General features: G+C 66.7%; 22 protein-coding genes. 18 read left to right on the top strand and 4 right to left on the bottom strand.

Annotation, left to right across the window (positions count from 1 at the left end):
- Positions 1-88: 88 nt before the first annotated feature.
- From J2X06_RS14070 to J2X06_RS14060, 3 genes are all read left to right on the top strand, one after another.
- Positions 89-577: a GNAT family N-acetyltransferase gene (locus tag J2X06_RS14070; protein ID WP_310063409.1), complete on the top strand. Its 489-nt coding sequence runs from the start codon at positions 89-91 to the stop codon at positions 575-577.
- A 216-nt stretch (positions 578-793) separates the two neighbouring features.
- Positions 794-1,219, top strand: a complete 426-nt coding sequence (locus J2X06_RS14065; protein ID WP_310063407.1) for an EF-hand domain-containing protein — start codon at positions 794-796, stop codon at positions 1,217-1,219.
- Positions 1,220-1,402: 183 nt separating this feature from the next.
- On the top strand, positions 1,403-2,470 hold the full coding sequence (locus J2X06_RS14060; RefSeq protein WP_310063405.1) for an HAD family hydrolase: 1,068 nt from the start codon (positions 1,403-1,405) through the stop codon (positions 2,468-2,470).
- Between the two features lie 15 nt (positions 2,471-2,485).
- Here the strand turns inward: J2X06_RS14060 and J2X06_RS14055 are convergent, their stop codons facing one another.
- Complete coding sequence (locus tag J2X06_RS14055) at positions 2,486-2,854, bottom strand: YkgJ family cysteine cluster protein (protein ID WP_310063403.1); 369 nt, start codon at positions 2,852-2,854, stop codon at positions 2,486-2,488.
- 104 nt (positions 2,855-2,958) lie between these two features.
- Here J2X06_RS14055 and oleC point away from each other — a divergent pair, with 104 nt between their 5' ends.
- The 7 genes from oleC (at position 2,959) to J2X06_RS14025 (ending at position 9,342) form a co-directional block, all read left to right on the top strand.
- Positions 2,959-4,641, top strand: coding sequence for an olefin beta-lactone synthetase (gene oleC, locus J2X06_RS14050; protein ID WP_310063402.1), 1,683 nt, complete (start codon positions 2,959-2,961; stop codon positions 4,639-4,641).
- The gene (locus tag J2X06_RS18080) at positions 4,620-4,859 is read left to right on the top strand and encodes a DUF559 domain-containing protein (protein WP_430539586.1); all 240 of its coding nucleotides are present in this window, start codon (positions 4,620-4,622) and stop codon (positions 4,857-4,859) included. Before oleC ends, J2X06_RS18080 begins: the two co-directional genes overlap by 22 nt.
- Before the next feature lie 52 nt (positions 4,860-4,911).
- The gene (gene oleD, locus J2X06_RS14045; protein ID WP_310063399.1) at positions 4,912-5,922 is read left to right on the top strand and encodes a 2-alkyl-3-oxoalkanoate reductase; all 1,011 of its coding nucleotides are present in this window, start codon (positions 4,912-4,914) and stop codon (positions 5,920-5,922) included.
- A 79-nt stretch (positions 5,923-6,001) separates the two neighbouring features.
- A complete protein-coding gene (locus tag J2X06_RS14040) occupies positions 6,002-6,160 on the top strand; it encodes a DUF1328 domain-containing protein (protein WP_194929683.1) in 159 nt (52 codons plus the stop codon).
- 73 nt (positions 6,161-6,233) lie between these two features.
- Positions 6,234-6,884, top strand: coding sequence for a ubiquinone biosynthesis accessory factor UbiJ (locus tag J2X06_RS14035; RefSeq protein ID WP_310063398.1), 651 nt, complete (start codon positions 6,234-6,236; stop codon positions 6,882-6,884).
- Positions 6,881-8,557 (top strand): ubiquinone biosynthesis regulatory protein kinase UbiB, encoded by a 1,677-nt coding sequence (gene ubiB, locus J2X06_RS14030; protein ID WP_310063397.1) that lies wholly within the window; start codon positions 6,881-6,883, stop codon positions 8,555-8,557. Before J2X06_RS14035 ends, ubiB begins: the two co-directional genes overlap by 4 nt.
- A 59-nt stretch (positions 8,558-8,616) precedes the next feature.
- A complete protein-coding gene (locus J2X06_RS14025) occupies positions 8,617-9,342 on the top strand; it encodes a pseudouridine synthase (protein WP_310063655.1) in 726 nt (241 codons plus the stop codon).
- A gap of 5 nt (positions 9,343-9,347) precedes the next feature.
- On the opposite strand, the gene J2X06_RS14020 is transcribed toward J2X06_RS14025, so the two are convergent.
- A complete protein-coding gene (locus J2X06_RS14020) occupies positions 9,348-9,662 on the bottom strand; it encodes a DUF2059 domain-containing protein (RefSeq protein WP_310063396.1) in 315 nt (104 codons plus the stop codon).
- Between the two features lie 53 nt (positions 9,663-9,715).
- Between J2X06_RS14020 and J2X06_RS14015 the strand changes: the two genes are divergently transcribed.
- The 3 genes from J2X06_RS14015 to J2X06_RS14005 all read left to right on the top strand — a co-directional run bounded on the left by J2X06_RS14015 (position 9,716) and on the right by J2X06_RS14005 (position 11,072).
- Positions 9,716-9,967: a hypothetical protein gene (locus J2X06_RS14015; RefSeq protein ID WP_310063394.1), complete on the top strand. Its 252-nt coding sequence runs from the start codon at positions 9,716-9,718 to the stop codon at positions 9,965-9,967.
- A 10-nt stretch (positions 9,968-9,977) separates the two neighbouring features.
- Positions 9,978-10,397 (top strand): alternative ribosome rescue aminoacyl-tRNA hydrolase ArfB, encoded by a 420-nt coding sequence (arfB, locus tag J2X06_RS14010; protein WP_310063392.1) that lies wholly within the window; start codon positions 9,978-9,980, stop codon positions 10,395-10,397.
- Between the two features lie 66 nt (positions 10,398-10,463).
- Positions 10,464-11,072 carry a lysophospholipid acyltransferase family protein gene (locus tag J2X06_RS14005; protein ID WP_310063390.1) on the top strand — a complete coding sequence of 203 codons (609 nt, stop codon included), beginning with the start codon at positions 10,464-10,466 and terminating at the stop codon, positions 11,070-11,072.
- A gap of 290 nt (positions 11,073-11,362) precedes the next feature.
- Here J2X06_RS14005 and J2X06_RS14000 read toward each other — a convergent pair whose 3' ends face one another.
- A complete protein-coding gene (locus tag J2X06_RS14000; RefSeq protein WP_310063389.1) occupies positions 11,363-12,361 on the bottom strand; it encodes a tetratricopeptide repeat protein in 999 nt (332 codons plus the stop codon).
- Positions 12,362-12,508: 147 nt separating this feature from the next.
- Here J2X06_RS14000 and J2X06_RS13995 point away from each other — a divergent pair, with 147 nt between their 5' ends.
- The 5 genes from J2X06_RS13995 (at position 12,509) to J2X06_RS13975 (ending at position 19,786) form a co-directional block, all read left to right on the top strand.
- On the top strand, positions 12,509-13,561 hold the full coding sequence (locus J2X06_RS13995; protein WP_310063387.1) for a HEAT repeat domain-containing protein: 1,053 nt from the start codon (positions 12,509-12,511) through the stop codon (positions 13,559-13,561).
- Complete coding sequence (locus J2X06_RS13990; RefSeq protein WP_310063386.1) at positions 13,558-15,024, top strand: glycosyltransferase family 2 protein; 1,467 nt, start codon at positions 13,558-13,560, stop codon at positions 15,022-15,024. Before J2X06_RS13995 ends, J2X06_RS13990 begins: the two co-directional genes overlap by 4 nt.
- A 43-nt stretch (positions 15,025-15,067) precedes the next feature.
- Positions 15,068-16,363: a YaiO family outer membrane beta-barrel protein gene (locus J2X06_RS13985; RefSeq protein WP_310063384.1), complete on the top strand. Its 1,296-nt coding sequence runs from the start codon at positions 15,068-15,070 to the stop codon at positions 16,361-16,363.
- A 4-nt stretch (positions 16,364-16,367) separates the two neighbouring features.
- Positions 16,368-18,737, top strand: coding sequence for an LTA synthase family protein (locus J2X06_RS13980; RefSeq protein ID WP_310063382.1), 2,370 nt, complete (start codon positions 16,368-16,370; stop codon positions 18,735-18,737).
- A 71-nt stretch (positions 18,738-18,808) separates the two neighbouring features.
- Positions 18,809-19,786 (top strand): hypothetical protein, encoded by a 978-nt coding sequence (locus tag J2X06_RS13975; RefSeq protein ID WP_310063380.1) that lies wholly within the window; start codon positions 18,809-18,811, stop codon positions 19,784-19,786.
- 65 nt (positions 19,787-19,851) lie between these two features.
- On the opposite strand, the gene J2X06_RS13970 is transcribed toward J2X06_RS13975, so the two are convergent.
- Positions 19,852-20,820, bottom strand: coding sequence for a LysR family transcriptional regulator (locus J2X06_RS13970; protein ID WP_310063378.1), 969 nt, complete (start codon positions 20,818-20,820; stop codon positions 19,852-19,854).
- Positions 20,821-20,871 lie beyond the last annotated feature (51 nt).

Raw genomic sequence — 20,871 nt, 5'->3', positions numbered from 1 at the left:
TACGGAGCCATCCGGCTGCATGGATTCGGCGGACGCCTCCGCTGATTCCAGCGGTTGCGATGGTGGCAGCGATTAAGCAGGGGCCCACATGATCGAACTGACCCATATCGACGTCGACAACCTGCGCCGCCTGGCGGCGCGCGAGCCCGTCGATTTCGGCGACGTCGCGGTGTCCGTGGGCGCGTTGCCGCCGCGCCACGTGGCGGTACGCGCGCTCACGCACCTGGATGCCGGCACGCCACCACTGTGGTGCATGCCGTTCCTGATCATGCCCCGGTCGCACGATGCCATCCTGGGCGGCTGCACCTTCAAGGCCGCGCCCGTCGACGGGCGCGTGGAGATCGGCTATGGCGTTGCTCCTAGCCATCGCGGGCGCGGCATCGCGACGGCGGCGGTGACGCAGCTGCTTTATCTGGCCGCCGCGAGCGGCATCGTGCGACAGGTGATCGCACACGTGCTTCCCGGAAACTTCGCGTCCGCCACGGTCGTGAGCCGGCTGGGATTCGAGATGGGCAGCTCGTTCGTCGATACCGACGACGAAGAGGTCGTGCGCTGGACGTGGCACGTATCCCGTTGATGACGCGATGGCAGGCGGTTCCACGGACCTTGTACAGGTCGCGGGCGAAACAATAAGCGGGATTCTTTCGCCTCGTCCCATGGATGCGGTTGCGCGCCCTGTTCATGCGTAGCCGGACTGCGGGGCACCCATCTTGTGAACAGCGAATTGACATGAGGACTACGGACAGGCGCGCAGTCTCGCCGTGCCCCGACCGCGGGCCAAATGGAGGTTTTCATGAAGATCAGTGAAAAAATCGGCGTCGCGCTGCCCATGGCGACGCTGCTGTCGTTTGCCGCGATGGCCGGCGACCCGCCCAAGGTGGACACCAATGGCGACGGCATGATTTCGGCCAGCGAACACGCTGCCGGATCGCAGAAGATGTTCGACACCATGGATGCCAACAAAGACGGCAACGTGTCGGCTGCCGAGATGGATGCCCACCATCAAACCCGGATGAGCCAAGGAAAGTCGACCATGTCGATGTCCTCGGCCGACAAGATCAAGTCCAAGGACACCAACGGCGATGGCGTGTTGTCGTCGGCCGAAAACGCGGCTGGCGCACAGCGCAACTTCGACGCGATGGACACCGATCACGACGGCAACCTCTCGGCGTCCGAGGTAAAGGCCGGTCACGACGCGATGGTGAGCAAGGACAAGTAACAGCAGTCCGCTTCTTGTCATGAACCTCGGCCGGAGCCGGGGTTGCTGCCACCAGTGCTTGACCATGGACCAGGCACCTGAGGTGCCCGGCTCCTTTGCCGCGCGCAAGACTCACACCTTCTTGACGCTTCTCCGGCGCCAATGGCAGCGCGCAAACGGCCGCGCGCCAACGGAGCATCGTGGATGAAATTCGCTCGCAAGGACTTGCGCATGACGCGGATGCGGATGCGGATGCGGATGGTCGCCACCATCCTGCTATGGATGGCGGCTTGGCCCGTTTTGGCCACCGATGCCCAGGCCACTGATGCCCTTGCTTCCGATGTGCGGGCCGCCGACGCTTTGCCCTCATGGAATGACGGTGCCTCCAAGCGCGCCATCGTGGCGTTCGTCGAGAAGGTCACCACGCAGGGATCGTCCGATTTCGTTCCCGCCTCCGAACGCATCGCGGTGTTCGACAACGACGGCACGCTGTGGGCCGAGAAGCCGGTGCCGTTCGAGTTGTACTTCACCAGCGACCGTATCCGCGCGCTGGCGCCGCAACATCCGGAGTGGAAGACGACCGAGCCGTACCGCTCCGTCATCGCCAACGACACCAAGGGCGTGGCCGCGGCCGGCAAGCAAGGCGTGATGGAGATGCTGGCGGCGACCCATGCCGGCATGAGCACCGATGAGTTCAACCGCATCGTCGGCGAGTGGATCACCACGGCCAGGCATCCGCAGACCGGCAAGCCGTATCCGCAGATGATCTACCAGCCCATGCTGGAGTTGCTGGAATACGTGCGCAGCAAGGGCTTCAAGACCTATATCGTCTCCGGCGGCGGCCAGGAGTTCATGCGCGCCTGGACCGAGCGTGTCTACGGCATCCCGCCGGGGCAGGTCATCGGCAGCAACGGCGAACTGGAATACCGGCTGGTCGACGGCAAACCGACGCTGGTGAAGCTGGCCAAGGTCGCCCTGATCGACGACGGCCCGGGCAAGCCCGTCGGCATCCAGCGTTTCATTGGGCGCCGCCCGATCTTCGCGTTCGGCAATTCCGACGGCGACCGGCAGATGCTGGAATGGACCACGGCCGGCAGCGGCCCGCGTTTCGCCGGGCTGGTCCATCACACCGACAGCAAGCGCGAATACGCCTACGACCGCAAGGACGCGCTGGCCAAGCTCGACAAGGCCTGGGATCAGGCCATGCAGCAGGGCTGGACGGTGGTCGACATGAGCAAGGAGTGGAAGGTGGTCTACCCCGCCACGCCGTAATCGCTGGGTCGGGCGTTACGGCGCGGGCGGCGGTTCCACGCCGATCCAGTCTTCCGGCGTCAGCGCCGGCATGCCGTGAGCGATGCGGGCCTTGTCGCATTGCGGGCTGATCGCGCCGTATTCCCAAGACGCCGGCACCTCGCGGCAGACACTGGGCTTGATCGGATGGATCGAGCACCGCGCCCGCACGCCGATCTCGGCATCAAGGGCCACGCAGCGCGGTGTCTTGGACGAAGTGCCGCGCATCACCACCCGGTGCGAGTCGAATTTCTCGGTCAGTTCCGCGGGCACGGTTCCGCCCAGAGCCGGGTCGGTTTCGGACCAGTGGAAGCTCACTCGGAAGAAGGCGCAGCAGGCGCCGCAGGTCAGGCAGGGGTGTTGCATGAACGGGCCGTCCGCGGGCGGCCTGGGGATTGCGGGGTGGGGGCGAGATTTTGCGCGATTCCGACGATGGCGCAAGTGCGCCCCGGACAGGCGAAAATGAATGGATGAATGCACCCCGCGCCCAAGCACCCTGCAATATCGCCTCCTCGTTGCCGCCGTTGGCGGCGCAGGCGCCCGATCGCGTCGCCATGCGTTGTCCGGGCAGTCGCGGCCCGGATGGCCTGGCGCGGTTCGACGTCGCGCTGACCTACCGCGAGCTGGACGCGCGCAGCGATGCCATCGCCGCCGGGTTGGCCGCGCGTGGCATCGTGCGCGGCACCCGCACCGTGGTGATGGTCAGACCGGGGCCGTCGTTCTTCCTCTTGATGTTTGCCTTGTTCAAGGCCGGTGCGGTGCCGGTGCTGGTCGATCCCGGCATCGACAGGCGCGCGCTGCGGCAGTGCCTGGACGAGGCGCAGCCGGAGGCGTTCATTGGCATCCCGCTGGCGCACGTTGCGCGCGTGGTGCTGGGCTGGGCGAAGTCGGCACGCATCCAAATCACCACCGGTGCGCGCGCATGGCTGTCCGATGCGACGCTGGATCAGGTCGAGCGCGAGGGCGCCGGCGCCGGTTCGCAATTGGCCGATACGCAGCCCGACGACGTCGCCGCGATCCTGTTCACCAGCGGCTCGACCGGCGTGCCCAAGGGCGTGGTGTACCGGCATCGCCACTTCGTCGCGCAGGTGGCGATGCTGCGTGACGCGTTCGGCGTCGCGCCCGGTGGCGTCGATCTGCCCACGTTTCCGCCGTTCGCGTTGTTCGATCCGGCCCTGGGGCTGACTTCGGTCATCCCGGACATGGACCCGACCAAGCCGGCGCTGGCGGATCCTCGCAAGCTGCACGACGCCATCGCGCGGTTCGGCATCGACCAGTTGTTCGGCTCGCCGGCGTTGATGGCCGTGCTGGCCAACTTTGGCGCGCCGTTGCCGACGGTGAAACGCGTGACCTCCGCGGGCGCGCCGGTTCCGGCCGACGTGGTGGCGAAGATGCGCGAGCTGCTGCCCGAAGACGCGCAGTTCTGGACTCCGTATGGCGCGACCGAATGCCTGCCGGTGGCGGTGATCGAAGGCCGCGAATTGCAGGCCACGCGCGCGGCGACAGAAGCCGGCGCCGGCACCTGCGTGGGTCGACCGGTGGCGCCGAACGAGGTCCGCATCATCCGCATCACCGACGAGCCGATCGGGACGTGGGCGGACGAACTGCGTGTCGCCGACGGCGTGGTCGGCGAGATCACCGTGGCCGGGCCGTCCGTGACCGACCTCTACTTCAATCGCGAAGCGCAGACGCGGCTGGCGAAGATCCGTGAGCCGTTTCCCGCTGGCGACGGCGAGACCGGCAGTGAAGGCCGGGTTGTTCATCGGATGGGGGACCTGGGTTACTTCGACGAACACGGCCGGCTTTGGTTCTGCGGGCGCAAGTCGCATCGCGTCGAAACGCGGGAAGGTCCGCTCTACACCGAGCAGGTCGAACCGGTGTTCAACACGCATCGGCAAGTGCGGCGCACCGCGCTGGTGGGTGTGGGTGCATTGGGCGCGCAGCAGCCCGTCCTGTGCGTGGAGCTGGCCCCCGGCATCCATTCGCGTGAGTGGCAGCGCATCGAACGCGAGTTGCGCGCGCTGGGAGCATCGTTCGCGCACACCTCACGCGTCGAACGCTTTCTGCTGCATCCGAAGTTTCCGGTCGACATCCGGCACAACGCCAAGATCGGGCGGGAGAAGCTGGCGGTATGGGCAGCGGGGAGGCTGTAAGGACCATCTGTACGGGGCCGCCCTGCCGACGCGGGGAGATGCCTGTGGCGGGCCTTCGCCGCCGGAATTTCGAAGGCTTCCGCTTTCGCCGCCAAGTTCCGTTGGCTGGTTACGTCGTCGATTTCCTGTGTCTGCAGGCCCGGCTGGTCGTGCAAATGGGTGGCCACGGCCAGGCTCTCGGCGCCGGGTTGCCGCGTACTGCGATACTGGAACGATGATGTGCAACAACAGCAGCACTAGGGTCAGCAGAACCCATCAGGACAGCGACAAATGAAGATCTTGGTAACCGGCGGTGGTGGCTTCCTCGGCCAGGCGCTTTGCCGCGGACTGCGCGAGCGCGGCTTCGAGGTGGTCAGTTTCAATCGCGGCCGCTACCCGGTGCTCGACACGCTGGGCGTGACCCAGGTGCAAGGCGACCTGGCCCAGCGCGATGCCGTCATCGCTGCCGCGCAAGGTTGCGACGCCATCATCCATAACGCCGCCAAGGCCGGGGCGTGGGGCAGTTACCAGAGCTACCACCTGGCCAACGTCGTCGGTACCGACAACGTCATCGCAGCGTGCCGCGCCAACGGCATCGGCAAGCTGGTTCATACCTCGACGCCCAGCGTCACCCATCGCGCCACCCATCCGGTCGAGGGCGGCACTGCCGACACCGTGCCCTATGGTGAGCATCTCAAAGCGCCCTATGCGGCCACCAAGAAGATCGCCGAGCTGGCCGTGCTGGCCGCCAACGACGCCTCCCTGGCCACCGTCGCGCTGCGCCCGCGGCTGATCTGGGGCGTCGGCGACAATCAGTTGTTGCCGCGACTGGTCGAGCGCGCCAAGGCCGGACGCCTGCGTTTCGTCGGCGACGGCGAGAACCGCATCGACACCACCTACGTCGACAACGCCGCGCAGGCGCATTTCGACGCGCTGGCGCACCTCGCGCCAGGCGCGGCCTGCGCCGGCCGCGCGTATTTCATCAGCAACGGCGAACCGATGACGGTTCGCGAGATTGTCAATTCGCTGTTGCAGGCCGCCGGCGCGCCGACCGTCAGCAAGACCATTCCGTTCGGCGTGGCCTATGCCGCGGGCGTGGTGTGCGAAGGCCTCTGGCACGTGTTGCCGCTGCAGGGCGAACCGCCGATGACGCGCTTTCTGGCCGAGCAACTCAGCACCACGCACTGGTACGACATGGGCCCGGCGCGTCGCGATTTCGGTTACGTGCCGCGAGTGAATATTCACGAGGGCCTGATGAGGCTGAAGGCTGCCTGCACGCAAGCGGCGTCCATCACTTCCTAAGCACTGACTGCGCGCGAGGATCGGGATACGCCGGATGTCGGGATGCGCCCGATGCGGCGTCAATGCCAGGAGGTTTCCGATGCTTCACTACGCCGTAATTTTCTTTGTCGTTGCGATCATCGCCGCCGTGCTCGGTTTCAGCGGCATCGCCGGTGCGGCGAGCAACATCGCCTGGATCCTGTTCGTCGTGTTCCTGATCCTGGCCGTCGTGTCGATGCTGCGCGGCCGCCGCGTCTAGCTCCCAACTCCGGCCCGCGCACGCGGGCCGGCCACTGTCCGGTGGCGGCTGGGCGCGAGGCTACAATGAGCGGATGACCACGCCCGCCCCATCGCCACTGTCCGCGTTGAAGCCCCTTGCCGGGCGTGCGCTCGAAGCCGCGCTCAACCGGGCCCTCGCGCTCGATCCCGATACCCGCGACGGCCTGCGTTCCCTCGACGGCAGGCGCCTGGTCCTGCGGCTGGCCTCGCCGCCGTTGGCGCTGCAGATCCGCGTGGCCGCCGAGCGCCTGGAGGTGGGGCCGGTCGAGGAAGCGTCCGAGCCCGACCTGTCGGTGCGAAGCACCCTAGGCGGCCTGCTGTCCCAGCTGCCTTTCCTGCGCAACGACGACGCCCCCCCGGTGGGCAAGCTGCGTATCGAAGGCGATGCCGACCTCGCGCGGCGCCTGCAGAGGCTGGCCGAGCGCTTCGATCCGGACTGGCAGCGACCGTTCGTGCAGGTGTTCGGCGAGGTGGTGGGCGTGCAGGTAGCCGGCGCCTTCGCCGCCGCACTGCGGCACGCGCGCGGTGCGGCCGGTGCCCTGGCCAGCAACGCGGCCGAATACGTCACCGAGGAATCCCGCGACGTGGTCGCGCGCGAGGAGCTCAACGCCTTCCACGACGATGTAGACGCGCTGCGTGACGACGCCGAAAGGCTGGCCGTGCGCGTCAGCCGCCTGCGCGCACGCACCGGAGATGCCGCATGAAGCCGGTCTTCCGCGCGTGGCGCATCGGCCGCGTGCTGTTGAGGTATCGGCTCGACGACCTGCTCGACGACACGCCGGTCGAGCCGTGGCTGGCCTTGGCGCGGCCGTTCGTGCCGCGCGCCTCGGCGCAGATCGCGGCGATGTCGCGCGGCGCGCGCCTGCGCCTGGCGCTGCAGGAACTGGGCCCGATCTTCGTCAAGTTCGGGCAGATCCTGTCCACCCGCCGCGACCTGGTGCCGCCCGACGTGGCCGAGGAACTGGCGCTGCTGCAGGATCGCGTCGCGCCGTTCGATGGCGAAGCCGCCAAGGCGATCGTCGAACGCGCGCTGGAGCGGCCGGTCGGCGAGGCCTTCGTCCAGTTCGACACCACGCCGCTGGCGTCGGCCTCCATCGCGCAGGTGCACGCGGCAACGCTGCCGCCGGACCCCAACGGCGTGTCGCGCGAGGTCGTGGTCAAAGTGCTGCGCCCGGACATCGAGAAGCAGATCGCCGGCGACATCTCCCTGCTCAAGGCCGTGGCAGGTATCGTCGAGCGCACCCATCCCAGCGCCGACAAGATCCGCCCGCGCGAGATCGTGGACGAGATCGAGAACACGCTCGCGGCCGAACTCGACCTGCAGCGTGAGGGCGCCAACGCCAGCGTGCTGCGCCGCTTCTGGGAGGGCAGCGACGACCTGTACGTGCCGGAGGTGATCTGGTCGCATACAGCCGAGCGAGCGCTGACGCTGGAGCGCGTGCGCGGCATTCCGTCCGACGACATCGCTGCGCTGGACGCCGCCGGCATCGACCGCCATGAACTGGCCGCCAAGGGCGTGCGCGTCTTCTACACACAGGTGTTCCGCGACAATTTCTTCCACGCCGATGCGCACGCCGGCAACATCTGGGTTGATAGCGATCCCGCCCGCCGCGCCAACCCGCGTTTCATCGCGCTGGACTTCGGCATCATGGGGCAGCTATCCGACGAGGATCAGTACTACCTCGCCGAGAACTTCATGGCGATCTTCAATCGCGACTACCGCCGCATCGCCGAGCTGCACGTGCGCGCCGGCTGGATGCCATCGCACATCCGCATCGACGAACTCGAAGCGGCAGCGCGCGCGGTGTGCGAGCCGTATTTCACCCGCCCGCTGAGCGAAATCTCGCTGGCCGAGGTCCTGATCAAGCTGTTCCGAATGGCACAGCGCTACGAGCTGACGCTGCAGCCGCAGCTGATCCTGCTGCAGAAGACGCTGCTCAACATCGAGGGCGTGGGGCGACTGCTGGATCCCAAGCTGGATATCTGGGCGGTGGCGCGTCCGGTGCTGTCGAAGATCCTGGTCGAGCGCTACAGCCCGCAGCGCCTGGCCGCCGAGTTCCGCAAGCGACTGCCCGAACTGGTGACGCATGCGCCGGAGATGCCGCGCCTGTTGCACGCCTGGTTGACGCAGCAGGTCGAAGGCCGCCACGAGTTGCATCTGCACTCGCGCGACCTGATCGAACTCAACCGCACCATCCGTTCCGCACAGAAACGCACCGTCGCCGCCATCTTCGGTGTGGGGCTGCTGGTGGTCGCGTCGGTGCTGTACGGGATGCAAGCCGGCGGACCGCGCCTGTTGTCGGTGCCCGCTGCGGCGTGGATCGCCGGAGTCGGTGGCATGTGGGCGCTGTTGGCGGCGTGGCCGCGGCGGCGATAAAAGCTGCGCCGCTTGCCGGAGAAATCCCCGTGACTACGCAATCCCTCCCCGACTCTCCCCTGCAGCTGCAGGCGGAGTCCGCAGCGCTGCCCGCACTCGACGTCCTGTACGCCGATGAAGTCCTTGCTGTGGTCGACAAGCCGGCCGGGCTGATGGTGCACGACAGCGCACTGGCGCGCGGCGAGGTCGACTTCGCCGCCGATCGCCTGCGCGAACAATTCGGGAAGCCCATCTTCCTCGTGCATCGCCTCGATCGCGCCACCAGCGGTTGCTTGCTGCTTGCCTTCGATCGCGATACCGCCTCGGCGCTGGGCAAGGTGCTGATGTCGCGCGAGGTCGAGAAGGACTACTGGGCGATCTGCCGCGGCTGGCCGGAGGAGCGCTTCACCATCGACTATCCGCTGGACGGCGGGCCGGGCAAGCCGTTGAAGAAGCCGGCGGTTACGCACTTCACGCGCATGGCGACGACCGAGCTGGAGTTGCCGTCGGCTGCTTTCGCGACTTCACGCTATGCGTTGCTGTGCGCACAGCCGCAGACCGGGCGCTTTCGCCAGATCCGCCGGCATCTCAAGCACGTCTCGCATCACCTGATCGGCGATACCAGTCACGGCGACGGCCGCCACAACCGCCATTTCCGCATGCTCGGCATCCATCGCATGCTGCTGCATGCGCGGCGGCTGGCGTTCGTGCATCCGGTCAGCGGCGATCGCATCAAGGTCGTCGCGCCGCCGGATTCCGAGTTCGCGCGGGCGCTGGCGCTGTTCGCCGACGCGCCCGCGACCTGACAGGATTACTTCGTTGGGGTGGCCGGAGCTGCGGGCGGGGCCGAAGGAGCGGGAGGTGCCGGCGGAGCCTGCATCTCCGCCGCAACGTCGCGCTGCATCTGCTCGATCATCGGCACGATCACCTTCTGCATGGCGGCCATCGTGTTCTGCATCAGTTGCGGCATCTTGTCGAGCAGCTTCTGGCCGGCGCTGCCGCCGTAGAAATCGATCATTGCGCCCATGTCCTCGCCGGTGAAGGTCTGGCGATAGATGTCCCGATACAGCGGATGCAGCTTGTCCCAGGCCAGCGCTTCGCGCACGCGCCTGGACGAGGTGGACATGATGCGTTCAAGTCCTGGCGCTGCTGGTCCGTAAGCGGCTGGCCAGCCGTCAGTTGCTCCACCATCTGCTGCTGGGAGGCCTCCACCTGCGGCAGCATCGCTTCGACCGTCTGCCGCGCACGCATCACTTCCAGCAGCTTGTCGACCTGCGCGTCGCTGGGCGGCGCGGCGTGGGCAAAGGGTGCGGACAGGGCGAGCAGGGTGGCAAAAACGACATGCTTCATCGGGCTTCCTCCATGAAAGAACCCGCATCGTCGTATGGCATTGGCACGAGGGTCAATGCCGTGAACGAGCGGCATTGGTAAAGTTGTGTCCATGTTGGAAATCAGCCCCACCCTTGCCATTCCCGATGACGAACTGGTCGAGCGCTTCGTACGCTCGTCGGGACCAGGCGGGCAGAACGTCAACAAGGTCGCCACCGCGGTCGAGTTGCGTTTCGACATCGCCCAGTCGCCATCGCTGCCCGAGCCGGTACGCACGCGGCTGCTGGCCAGGCGCGACCGTCGCCTGACCGATGAGGGCGTGCTGGTGATCAACGCGCAGCGCTTCCGCACGCAGGAGCGCAACCGCGAGGACGCGAAGGAACGGCTGGCGGCTTTCGTAGCCGCCGGCCTGGTCGCGCCCAAGCCGCGCATCGCCACGCGGCCCTCGCGCGGATCCAAGGAACGCCGCCTTGGCGCCAAGCGCGAACGCGGTACGATCAAGCGCGGTCGCACGGGCCGTGACTGGGACTAGCGGTGGATATACGGCGCCCATTGGCGCCTGGTTGCGCACCGCCAAGCACGCATAGAAAGGACATCCATGACCGAGCCCGCCGACGACATCGTGCCGACGCTGCCGCCCAACGCGCCGCGGGTCAAGCCGAACGCACTGCTGCGCTGGCTGGGGCGGACGATCCTGCGGATGGGCGGCTGGCGCATGGTCGGCCGCTTCCCGGACATCCCCAAGCTGGTGCTGATCGGCGCGCCGCATTCGTCCAACTGGGACGGCGTGTGGGGGTTCGCCGCCAAGATGGCGATGGGGCTGGACATCAAGATCCTCGGTAAGGATTCGCTGTTCCGCGTGCCGCTGCTGGGCGCCGCGCTGCGGCACCTGGGTGTGATCCCGGTCGATCGCCGCGCCGCACAGGGCGTGGTGGAGCAGGCCGCGGCCATGATCGCGCAGGCGGAAAAATTCTGGTTCGGCCTGGCTCCGGAGGGCACGCGCAAGCCGGTCGACCGCTGGAAGCCGGGCTTCTGGCGCATCGCCAAGGCGGCCGACGTGCCGGTGCTGCCCGCCTATTTCCACTACCCCGAGAAGATCATCGGCATCGGCGAGCCATTCCGGCTCAGTGACGACATGAACGCCGACATCACCCGTATCCGCACTTGGTATCGCCCCTGGCAGGGCAAGCACCACGGCACCCCCTGACCCGGGTGTGCCCCCTTTTTCGGCCAAAATGTGACGCAATCCGCAGATTTGCGTCCACAAGGGACAGCCTTCGGCCCGTAGTGCCGGCGGCTTGAACTCCCGCCGCGGGTCAAAATGTGATGAGTGGCACGGAACCTGCTTCATCCCATATGGGGAGTTCCGGCAAGCCGGCGTCACGTTCTGGACGACGACTGTCTGGCTGGCTCCATAGGGGACGGGGAACGAAGCGCGGCTTCGCCACCCTGTCGGGGAGGGCGGGAGCCGCGCGGGGATGCGCGGTGCCGTAAGGCCTAATCGGCCGTGTGGACAGCTTGTCCCGCGGCACTCACAGGGGCGGATTGGAGTCTTTCCAGCATCTGCCGGGTCTCCGGGTTACCGGGGCTCCTGGCCAACGCACGCTGGAAATACGACCGGGCCTCGGCGGGGTTGCCTTGACGGTATTTCACATGGCCCAGGCCTTCCAGCGCCGCGACGTCCTCGGGAAGTCGGGCCAGGATCTGGTTGAAACGCGCTTGCGCATCGGCCAGGTCGCCGCTGCGCAGCGCGCAGTAGGCCATGCCGCTCATCGCCTCGGTGTCGTCGGGCGAGAGTTCGAGCAGGCGACCGAACTGCTCGCGGGCGGCGTCGATCCGGTCGAGCCGGTAATTCGCCCAGCCCGCCAATTGCATCGACGCGATCGTCGGCTGCTTCATCCGGGCGATTTCGCCCAGCGTGGTTTCGTAGTCGGCCTCGAGAAAGGCGAAGTTCGCGCGATCCAGCCGCTGCGTGTCGACGCTGCGCTCGGTCGCCTGGCTGCCGGCAAAACTGCTGGCGGCATGGAACTGCGTGAGGAGCTTCTGCACGTTCCCGGCCCGATGCAGGCCGAGGTAACAATGGATGTAAGCCGTGCCGTCGGCGTCGATCGCCGCGCGCGCCGCCGCCTCGGAGTTGCGCACGTAGTCGGCGCCGAAGGACTGGCCCAGGATGCTGGCCATCGGAAAGTTCTGCACCTGCATGCCGTGCCGCGCCGCACGTTCGCGTTCCTGTGCAAGCAGCACCTTCTCGTATGGGATGTCGGAATCGAGCAGGCTGATGATCGTGGTCACGCCGCGCTTCTTCAGGGCGACGAAATCCTCCTCGACCGGATAGGGGCCGAAGATCACCTGCTCGGACATCGTCGACTGCTGCGCGCGCCACGGTTGCACCCAGATGCTGGCCGGATGCAGCAAAACCCATACGCCGAAAGCACCGCCCAGGGCGCAAAACAACAGCACGCAAAGAACGACTTTGCGGCTGATCAGCTCCTTCATGGTTTCTCCCCCCGGAACGGTAATTCGCGTCGGCATCCCCTTGCCGCAGACGCCGTTGTTATCGCGTCCGGTCTGTCCGTGTCAATCGCGTGGCGCCGGAATGTGTCGCCGCGAGACCTGTTTGAGGTGAACTGAGTGAACTTCCTGATGGATGCGTCCCCCAAGCTCGTTTTCGTGTTTTGGCTGGGCGTCGTGGTGGTGATCATGACCGTGTTCATGCTCGGCGTGATCCTGGTCATGCGGCAGCGGATGCTGCGCAAGGAGCGCAACCATGTGCGCGCTTCGATGCTCTGGGCGAAGGTGCTGGGCGCGGCGATGCGCGGCGACACCGCGCCGGCGCCGGCGCTGCGCAAGCGCGACGTGTCGGGGTTCATCGATGCATGGAACCGCCTGCACGGCGAGCTGCGCGAGCAGGAAAGCACCGGCATGGCGCGGATCGCGCACGAAGTCGGCCTGGAGCGGCAGCTCTATGGCCTGATCGATCACGGCGGATTCCACAGCCGCCTGATGGCGATCATCGCGCTGGGCTACATGAGGAGCCGCGCGCACTTCGACCGGATCGCGCGTTTCCTCGACGATCGCAGCCCGATCGTGTCGCTGTGCGCGGCGCGCGCGTTGATGCAGATCGACTCCGCGCAGGCGGTCAGCATGTTCGTGCCCCACATCGTCAGCCGCAGCGACTGGTCGCAGGGCAGCGTCGCCGAGATCCTGAAAGTAGGCGAGCCGGGCACGGTGGCGAAGGAACTGGGCGCGGTGGCCTTGCAGGCCAATGCCGAAGTGGCGCCGCGACTGATCCGCTTCCTGGCCGGTGTGAACCCCGACCAGGCGGCGCCGGTGATCCGCAAGATCCTCGCCGACCCACCGGACGACCACCTGATCTCCACGTGTCTGCAGGTGATGGCACATGCAGACGACCTGCCGCTGGTGCGGCCGCTGCTGACGCATCCGCGTTGGCACGTGCGCATGCAGGCAGCCTCGGCGCTCGGACGCATCGGCGAGCCAAGCGATGAATATCTGTTGATGCCGCTGCTGACCGACGAGCAATGGTGGGTGCGCTACCGCGCGGCGAAGGCGCTGACCAAGCTGCCTTCGATCGGCGAGAAGGAGGTGATGAGGATCCGCCATGCGCAGACCGACCGGTTTGCCTGCGACATCCTCGACCAGGTGATGGCCGAACAGAAAATCGGGGTGCAACAATGATCGACGTGACGATTCCTCCGGCGGTCATCGCGCTGCTGGACGGCATGCAGTGGATGTTTTTCGTCTACTTCATCTGCATCAACCTGGCCTACCTCGCGCTGACCTATGTGTCGGTGTTCGCCATCATCCGCTACATGCGCGAGCACGGCGTGCAGTATCTGCCAAAGAATTTCACGGCCTACCAGCCGCCGGTCAGCATCCTGGTGCCGGCGTGCAACGAGGAACAGACCATCGTCTCCTCGATCCGCTCGCTGTTGCGCCTGGGGTATCCGGAGTTTGAGATCGTTGTCATCAACGATGGTTCCACTGACAGAACGCTCGAGGAAGTCATCAAGGCATTCTCGCTGGTCGAGTTCCCGGAGGCCTATCGCAAGCGCCTGAAGACCGCCGATGTGCACAAGGTCTATGCTTCGGCGCAATACCCGAAGGTGCGCCTCGTCGACAAGGTCAACGGTGGCAAGGCCGACGCACTGAACGCCGGCATCAATTGCGCGCGCTATCCGCTGTTCTGCGTCGTGGATGCCGACTGCATCCTGCAGCAGGACAGCCTGGCGCGCGTGGTGCAGCCGTTCCTGGAGGACAAGCAGACGGTGGCCGCCGGTGGCGTCATCCGCCTGGTCAACGGCTGCACGGTCAAGGATGGCTTCCTGACCGGCGTGGATCTGCCGCGCAAGCTGCTGCCGACGATGCAGATCGTCGAGTACCTGCGCGCGTTCCTGTTCGGACGCCTGGGCTGGTCGCCGATGAATGCGCTGCTGATCATCTCCGGCGCATTCGGCGTGTTCTACAAGGAGCGCGTGATCGCGGTCGGCGGTTATCGCAACGACACGGTCGGTGAGGACATGGACCTGGTGGTGCGCTTGCATCGCCAGTTGCGCAGCGAACGCAAGGGCTACCGCATCACCTTCGTGCCCGATCCGATCTGCTGGACCGAAGCGCCGGAGGACCTGGGCTCGCTGAAGAACCAGCGCATGCGCTGGCAGCAGGGCCTGGCGGAAAGCCTGTTGCCGAACTGGCGGATGATGTTCCAGCGCAACGGCGGCGCGGTCGGCTGGCTGGCATTCCCGTTCATGCTGCTGTTCGAATGCATCGGGCCGCTGATCGAAGTGATGGGCTACGTATCGGTGCTGGTGATGTGGTTCGCCGGCCTGCTGTCCGCGGACGCGCTGCTGGTGTTCCTGTTCGCGGCGGTCGGCTTGGGCGTGCTGCTGTCGGTCAACGCGCTGTTTCTCGAAGAACTCTCGTTCCATCTGTATCCGCGTCCCATGCAGCAGCTGAAGCTGTTCCTGGCCGCGATCCTCGAGAACTTCGGCTATCGACAGTTCAATTCGGTATGGCGACTGATGGGCATGGTGCGTTGGGTCGTGCGCCTGCGCGGGCGTTCGCGCTGGGGGCGGATCCGTCGCCATGCGACCTGGCAGCACGAGGGCGATCTTCAACCGCAGGAAGCGAGCGCCGGCTGATAGCTCGACGCCGTTCGACATTCCGGATTCTGGACAGGACCTTATGACCCAATTTCTTGTTTCGCTGGTGCAGGCTGCCACGCTCGCCGCGGTCGGCGCTCCCACGGCTGCGCTTGCTGCCGACGCCGCCGCGGTGCAGGCCGTCGAGACCGTTGCATCGGAAAGCTACGAGCAGCAGATGGCGCGTGCGCGCGAGCTGGCCACGTCCGGCCGGCGCGATGCCGCGGTCGCGCTCTATACCTCGCTGCTCGAGCGTTCGCCCGGCAATTCCGACGTGCTGCTCGGCCGCGGTCGCACCTATGCGTGGATGAAGCAGTGGCCGCAGGCCGAGGCCGACCTGCTGGCGGTGACCACGCGGTCGCCCACCTATGCCGATGCCTGGTCCGCGCTCGGCGACATGTACATGTGGAGCGATCGTCCGGCGCAGGCGGTCGAGGCCTACGGACAGTGGCAGGCGCTCAGTCCGACCAATGCCGAGACCTACATCGCGCGCGGCCGCGCCTATCGCGATGCCGGCGACTATGCGGCGGCCAACGCACAGTTCGATGCGGCGGCCGAGCACGGCGCCGATACCAGGGTCGTCAACGACTACAAGGCGTCGCTGATGCAGGGACTGCGCAAGCCCGATGCGGTGGTGCCGGAAGGCTATCGCTGGTCGGCGCGCCTGGGCGCAGGCACCATCGATTTCAGCCCGGATCGTGGGGACTGGAACGATTACATCCTGTCCATTCGACGTCACTTCGATCGCGGCTCGGTCGCACTCGAACTGCTCCACGCCGATCGCTTCGACACCACCGACAACGCCTGGGCGATCGATGCCTACGTGCCTTTGTGGACGCGCGCCTATGCCAACCTGCGCTATCAGGACGGGCCGTCGGACGGCGTGCTCGCCGACCAGGCCTGGCGCGTGGAAGTGTTCCAGGGCGTCGGCAACGGCTGGGAGCTGTCGGGCAGCTACGACCACCTGGAATTCGATGGCAGCACCGATTTTTATGGCATCGGCATCGGCAAATACACCGGCGACTTCTACCTGCGTTACCGCGCGCTGTACGTCGCCGGCGGCAGCGGCGACCACGACCTGAGCCACCGTGGCCTGGTGCGTTATTACTACGCTGGCAATGCCGACGACTACGTCGAGATCAACGGCGGCACCGGCAGCAACGACCCGCTGACCGACGTGTCCGGCCGCGTGCAAAGCGACAGCCATTCGTCGATCGGCCTGGCGTTCGTCAAGTTCTTCGCGCCGCACTGGGGCATGAAGCTCGACGCCGGCTACGGCGACAACATCGACGGTTTCGACGAAACCGCGTACGGCGCGTCGCTGTACGCGCGTTGGTGAGATCGTGACGGAATCCCCCCAATCGCAACAGGGCCGGGCAGGGTCGAAGTTCTCCGGTGCCGTGACGCGGTTCCTGATGCTGCTGCCGGCGATGATCGTGGCGGCGTTGTGCCTGCGCGGGTGGGGACTGCTCGCCGGCGTTCCGGATGGCGGCTTTCCCGACGCGCCGACCGCGCGCGTGGTGGCGATGGCCTCCGGCTTCGACCTGCTGGTGTTCACCAAGTACCTGCCGGTGCTGTTCGTGCTGTCCTGGCCGTGGCTGTTGATCCGGCGCACGCCATTGCGGGTGCTGGCGTTGGGCGTGTTTTGGTCGCTGCTGCTGGCACTGCAGATCGCGCTGGAGCAGTTCTATCTCGTAGCCCGCGTGCCGCTGGGCGCGGAGCTGTTCGGTTACTCCTGGCAGGAAATACGCACCACCGTGTCGGCCGGCGCGCGCCTGGACGCACTGACGCTGGCCGGTTGGCTGGTGCCGCTGGTTGTGTTGTGGCTCGGTATCGCCACGCAGGCATCGCGCGCGGAGCGCTCGCGCTGGCCGTCGCCGAGGCTGGCGGGCGCCGCGCTGATGCTGTCGCTGCTCGGGCTGTGGTGGCTGCCCTCCCGTCCGGCGAATGGCGCCTTCAGCACCGAAGCGGCCTACGATCTGGCGCTCAACAAGGCCGCCTACTTCGTCGAGGAAAACGCCGGTTACCTGGCGACGCATTCGCAGCAGCGCACCCCCGGATATCCGGATGCGCGGTATCCGTTCCTGCGGCGCGAGCGCACGCCCGACGTGCTCGGTGAGCATTTCGCACACTCGCCGGAAGGGCCGCCGAACCTGGTTTTCATCCTGGTCGAGGGGCTCGGGCGTTCGTTCTCGGGGCCACGCGCCTCGCTGGGCAGCTTCACGCCGTTTCTCGACGAGCTGGCCGGACGCAGCCTGTATTGGGAGAACTTCCTGGCCACGCAGGGGCGCACCTTCGGCGTGCTGCCGTCGGTGTTCGGCTCGTTGCCTCCGGGCGAGCGCGGATTCAACGCGCTGGGCGAAGCCATGCCGCAGCACGACGACCTGCTCGCTGTGCTCAAGCGCAATGGCTATGGCCTGCGCTTCTACAGCGGCTCCGACGTCGGCTTCGACAACCAGCGGCTGTACCTGCAGCGGCAGGGCGTGGACACGATCGTCGGCGTCGGCGACTTCGGCCCGCAGTATCCGCGCAGCCCGGGTGAAGCCAGCTGGGGCTATGCCGACAACGAGCTGGTCTCGCGCACGCTGGCCGGCGAGTCGGCGGCGCCTCGCGGGCCGTTCGTCGCGGTCATGCAGACCATCAGCATGCACACGCCGTACTCGTTCCCGGGACAGGCCGCCTATCACGAGCGCTTCGAGCGTCGTCTCGACGAGATCGGCATCGCCGATGCGGACAAGCCGCGCTATCGCCGGCACGAGAACATCTACACGTCGGTGATGTACACCGACGATGCCTTGCGCCGCTTCTTCGATGAATTCTCGCGCCAGCCGGCCTACGCCAACACGATCTTCGTCATCACCGGCGACCACCGCCTGCCCGAAATCCCGATCGCCAGCCGCGTCGAGCGCTACCACGTCCCGATGATCATCGCTTCGCCGCTGTTGAAGCGGCCGGAGCGGATCCGCTCGGTGTCGTCGCACCTGGACATCGCGCCGTCGCTGCTGGCGTACCTGTCCAACGGATATGGCGTGGCGACGCCCAGGATGGTGACCTGGACGGGCACCGGATTGGACATGGAGCCGTCATTCCGCAACGTGCACGACATCGCGCTCAAGCAGAGCAAGACCATCCTGTCCGATTTCGTGTCCGGCCCGTGGCTGCTCAGCCGCGGTGAACTGTTCGCGTTGGGCGATGGCATGGCGATCGAGCCGGCATCGGACAGTGCGGTAGCGGCGCAACTGGGGCAGCGCTTCGCGCGCTACCGGGCGGCCAACGACCGGTTCGCGCGTGATCGCCTGCTGGCGCCGGTCGATGTCGCGACGAACTGGTCGGGCTATCGCGTCGGCGATCGCGGCGTGACGGCGGCGCCCCGGACCGCCGATCCGTTTGGCGTGCACGAGGTGCTGGCGCCGGAGACGGCGCGGTCAGGCCCGATCGACGTCGAAGTACTGCTCGCCAACGGCGGCACCACCGTGTCGGAGGAGTTCGTGCCGCTGCTGGTACTCAGTGACGAGGCCGGACGCGAACTGGGCGAGTACTACGGCTCTGCCATCCGGCTTATGCCGGGCGCCCGCCAGCAGATGCGGATCCCCGTCGCGGCCGGTGGCCTCGCGCCGGGCCGTTACTACTTAGCCGCCATTGCCTCGCATCCGGTGACTGGCCGGCGTGTGGGCGCTTCACGCTATCGGATCCCGCTGCAGATCCGCGGCTGATCGCCCACGCCGTAACCACGTGGGCGGAACCCGTTCCGCCATGCCCTCCGACTCCCCCGCGGCGGTGCACCATGCGTTTTCAGTTCACGACCCGCCTGGCCCGGGTCTTCCTGGCCCGGTCCACGCTGCTGCTCGGGCTGGTCCTGGCACTTCCCTTCGCACGCGCTGCCGACCGCGCCGTGTGGACCTGGGAGCGCGAGTCGTACGCCATGGTCGGATCGCCGGCCGCCGCGGATGAAGCCCTGCGCTTCCTGCAGGGCAAGCGCGTAACGACCATTTACCTCTATGCCGACGCCTATCGCGGGCGCAACCTGATCGCGCAGCGGCCGGAGTTGTACCGGCGCTTCATCCAGCGTGCGCACGGCGAAGGCTTCAAGGTGTATGCACTGCTCGGCTCGGCCTACCTGCGCACCGAGGAATATGTATTGCCGCAGCGGCGCGCGGCGGCGCTGGCGACGATGCAGCGCGTGCTGTCCTACAACGCGGGCTCCAGGCCCGAAGCACGTTTCGATGGCGTCAACCTCGACATCGAGCCGCACATCCTGGCGCAATGGAAGACGCAGAAGATGGAACTGCTGCGGCAATACCTCGATCTCAGCCAGGCATTCATGACGCTCAAGCGCGCTTCCGGGCAGACGCTGTCCATCGGGCCGGCCATCCCGTTCTGGCTCGATGGCATCGAACTGGAATGGAACGGCGTCACGCGCCCGGTCAGCGAGCACGTGATCGATCTCTACGATTACGTCGCGCTGATGGACTATCGCCATCGTGTCGACGGCAGCGACGGCATCATCGCGCACGCCGCCAACGAGATGGCCTACGCGGCGAAGAAGCGCAAGCGCGTGGTGATCGGCCTGGAAGTAACCCCCAACGAACTGAGCAAGGTCACCTTCAACCACCTGACCGAGATCGACCTGGAGCGCGCGGTGGCGCAGACCGAACGGGCTTACCGGGACAGTCCCGCGTTCGCAGGCTTCGCACTGCACCACTATCGGGGTTACCGCCGTTGGCTGGCCGGGCAGCCCGCCGGGTTGGGCGCCGGAAAGTAGGGCCTCGGTCCGCCTTCCACACTCTTGGTTTTGCCCCAAGCGGCCTTCGAGGCCGTCCACACCGCCTACCGCTCGGATTGCCCGTTGGCGTAATAGTCCTCGCGCTCGAACAGCGCCGGACGTATCAGCTCGGTAAATGCCCGCGCGTGCGGCGACAAATACTTGCCCTTGCGCACCACCACGCCGTAGCTGCGTGACGGGAAATAGCGCGCAAGCGAGCGCGTCGCCAGTCGCTCGCGGTCGGCCTCGGTCAGGCAGATCGAGGTGACGATGCTGATGCCCAATCCCATCGCCACGTACTGTTTGATGACCTCCCAGCCGCCGACTTCCAGTGCCACCGTGTAGGGCACGCGGTTCTGCTGGAACACCAGGTCGACCAGGCGGTAGGTGGTCAGGCGTTGTGGCGGCAGGATCAGGCCGTAAGGCGAGAGATCCTGCAGTTCCAACTCGGCCTTCTGCGCCAGCGGGTGGTTGCGCGGCGTGATCAGCATCGGCTCGAACCGGTACACCGGCTCGTAGCTGAGGTCGGCCGGGACATCCAGCATCGAGCCCACCGCCAGGTCGACCGCGTCCGAACGCAGCAGGTCCAGGCCGCCGGCGCCGGTGACGTTGTGCAGGGTCAGGCGCACCTCGGGGTGGGTGGCGCGGAAGGCTTCGACGATTTTCGGCAGCAGATACAGGATGGTCGAGCTGCCGGCCGCGACGTTCAGCTCGCCGGCGTCCAGTCCGCGTACCCGCTCGCGGAAGGCCCCATCCAGGCCATCGAGACCTTCCACCAGGGGGCGGGCCAGTTCGTACAGCTCCTGACCCTCGCGGGTCAGGCTGATCCGTCGGCCGCTGCGCTCGAGCAGGCGGGCGCCGAATTCCCGCTCCAGCGCCTGCAACTGCAAGGTCACCGCCGGCTGGCTCAGGAACAGCGCCTCGGCCGCGCGCGATATCGAGCCCAGCCGGGCCGTCTGGCAGAAGGCCCGCAGGGGCTTCAGGCGATCCCCCTTGTAGGCAAAACGGGGGCTGGCCGGGACCTTGGCGCTCATTCGTTCTACCAAGTATTAGCTCAGCTAATGATATGCATTGCGAAAACTTGA

It is taken from the genome of Lysobacter niastensis, assembly GCF_031457115.1.
GTDB classification, from domain to species: domain Bacteria; phylum Pseudomonadota; class Gammaproteobacteria; order Xanthomonadales; family Xanthomonadaceae; genus Lysobacter_J; species Lysobacter_J niastensis_A.
The sequence above is the reverse complement of the archived record's forward strand: the minus strand, read 5'-3'. Positions and strand labels throughout refer to the sequence as shown.

Excerpts from the sequence above, each read along its gene's own strand:
- J2X06_RS14070 (WP_310063409.1), top strand. The coding sequence starts at position 89 with ATGATCGAACTGACCCATATCGACGTCGACAACCTGCGCCGCCTGGCG.
- J2X06_RS14065 (WP_310063407.1), top strand. The coding sequence starts at position 794 with ATGAAGATCAGTGAAAAAATCGGCGTCGCGCTGCCCATGGCGACGCTG.
- J2X06_RS14060 (WP_310063405.1), top strand. The coding sequence starts at position 1,403 with ATGAAATTCGCTCGCAAGGACTTGCGCATGACGCGGATGCGGATGCGG.
- J2X06_RS14055 (WP_310063403.1), bottom strand. The coding sequence starts at position 2,854 with ATGCAACACCCCTGCCTGACCTGCGGCGCCTGCTGCGCCTTCTTCCGA.
- oleC (WP_310063402.1), top strand. The coding sequence starts at position 2,959 with ATGAATGCACCCCGCGCCCAAGCACCCTGCAATATCGCCTCCTCGTTG.
- J2X06_RS18080 (WP_430539586.1), top strand. The coding sequence starts at position 4,620 with ATGGGCAGCGGGGAGGCTGTAAGGACCATCTGTACGGGGCCGCCCTGC.
- oleD (WP_310063399.1), top strand. The coding sequence starts at position 4,912 with ATGAAGATCTTGGTAACCGGCGGTGGTGGCTTCCTCGGCCAGGCGCTT.
- J2X06_RS14040 (WP_194929683.1), top strand. The coding sequence starts at position 6,002 with ATGCTTCACTACGCCGTAATTTTCTTTGTCGTTGCGATCATCGCCGCC.
- J2X06_RS14035 (WP_310063398.1), top strand. The coding sequence starts at position 6,234 with ATGACCACGCCCGCCCCATCGCCACTGTCCGCGTTGAAGCCCCTTGCC.
- ubiB (WP_310063397.1), top strand. The coding sequence starts at position 6,881 with ATGAAGCCGGTCTTCCGCGCGTGGCGCATCGGCCGCGTGCTGTTGAGG.
- J2X06_RS14020 (WP_310063396.1), bottom strand. The coding sequence starts at position 9,662 with ATGTCCACCTCGTCCAGGCGCGTGCGCGAAGCGCTGGCCTGGGACAAG.
- arfB (WP_310063392.1), top strand. The coding sequence starts at position 9,978 with ATGTTGGAAATCAGCCCCACCCTTGCCATTCCCGATGACGAACTGGTC.
- J2X06_RS14005 (WP_310063390.1), top strand. The coding sequence starts at position 10,464 with ATGACCGAGCCCGCCGACGACATCGTGCCGACGCTGCCGCCCAACGCG.
- J2X06_RS14000 (WP_310063389.1), bottom strand. The coding sequence starts at position 12,361 with ATGAAGGAGCTGATCAGCCGCAAAGTCGTTCTTTGCGTGCTGTTGTTT.
- J2X06_RS13995 (WP_310063387.1), top strand. The coding sequence starts at position 12,509 with ATGGATGCGTCCCCCAAGCTCGTTTTCGTGTTTTGGCTGGGCGTCGTG.
- J2X06_RS13990 (WP_310063386.1), top strand. The coding sequence starts at position 13,558 with ATGATCGACGTGACGATTCCTCCGGCGGTCATCGCGCTGCTGGACGGC.
- J2X06_RS13985 (WP_310063384.1), top strand. The coding sequence starts at position 15,068 with ATGACCCAATTTCTTGTTTCGCTGGTGCAGGCTGCCACGCTCGCCGCG.
- J2X06_RS13975 (WP_310063380.1), top strand. The coding sequence starts at position 18,809 with ATGCGTTTTCAGTTCACGACCCGCCTGGCCCGGGTCTTCCTGGCCCGG.
- J2X06_RS13970 (WP_310063378.1), bottom strand. The coding sequence starts at position 20,820 with ATGAGCGCCAAGGTCCCGGCCAGCCCCCGTTTTGCCTACAAGGGGGAT.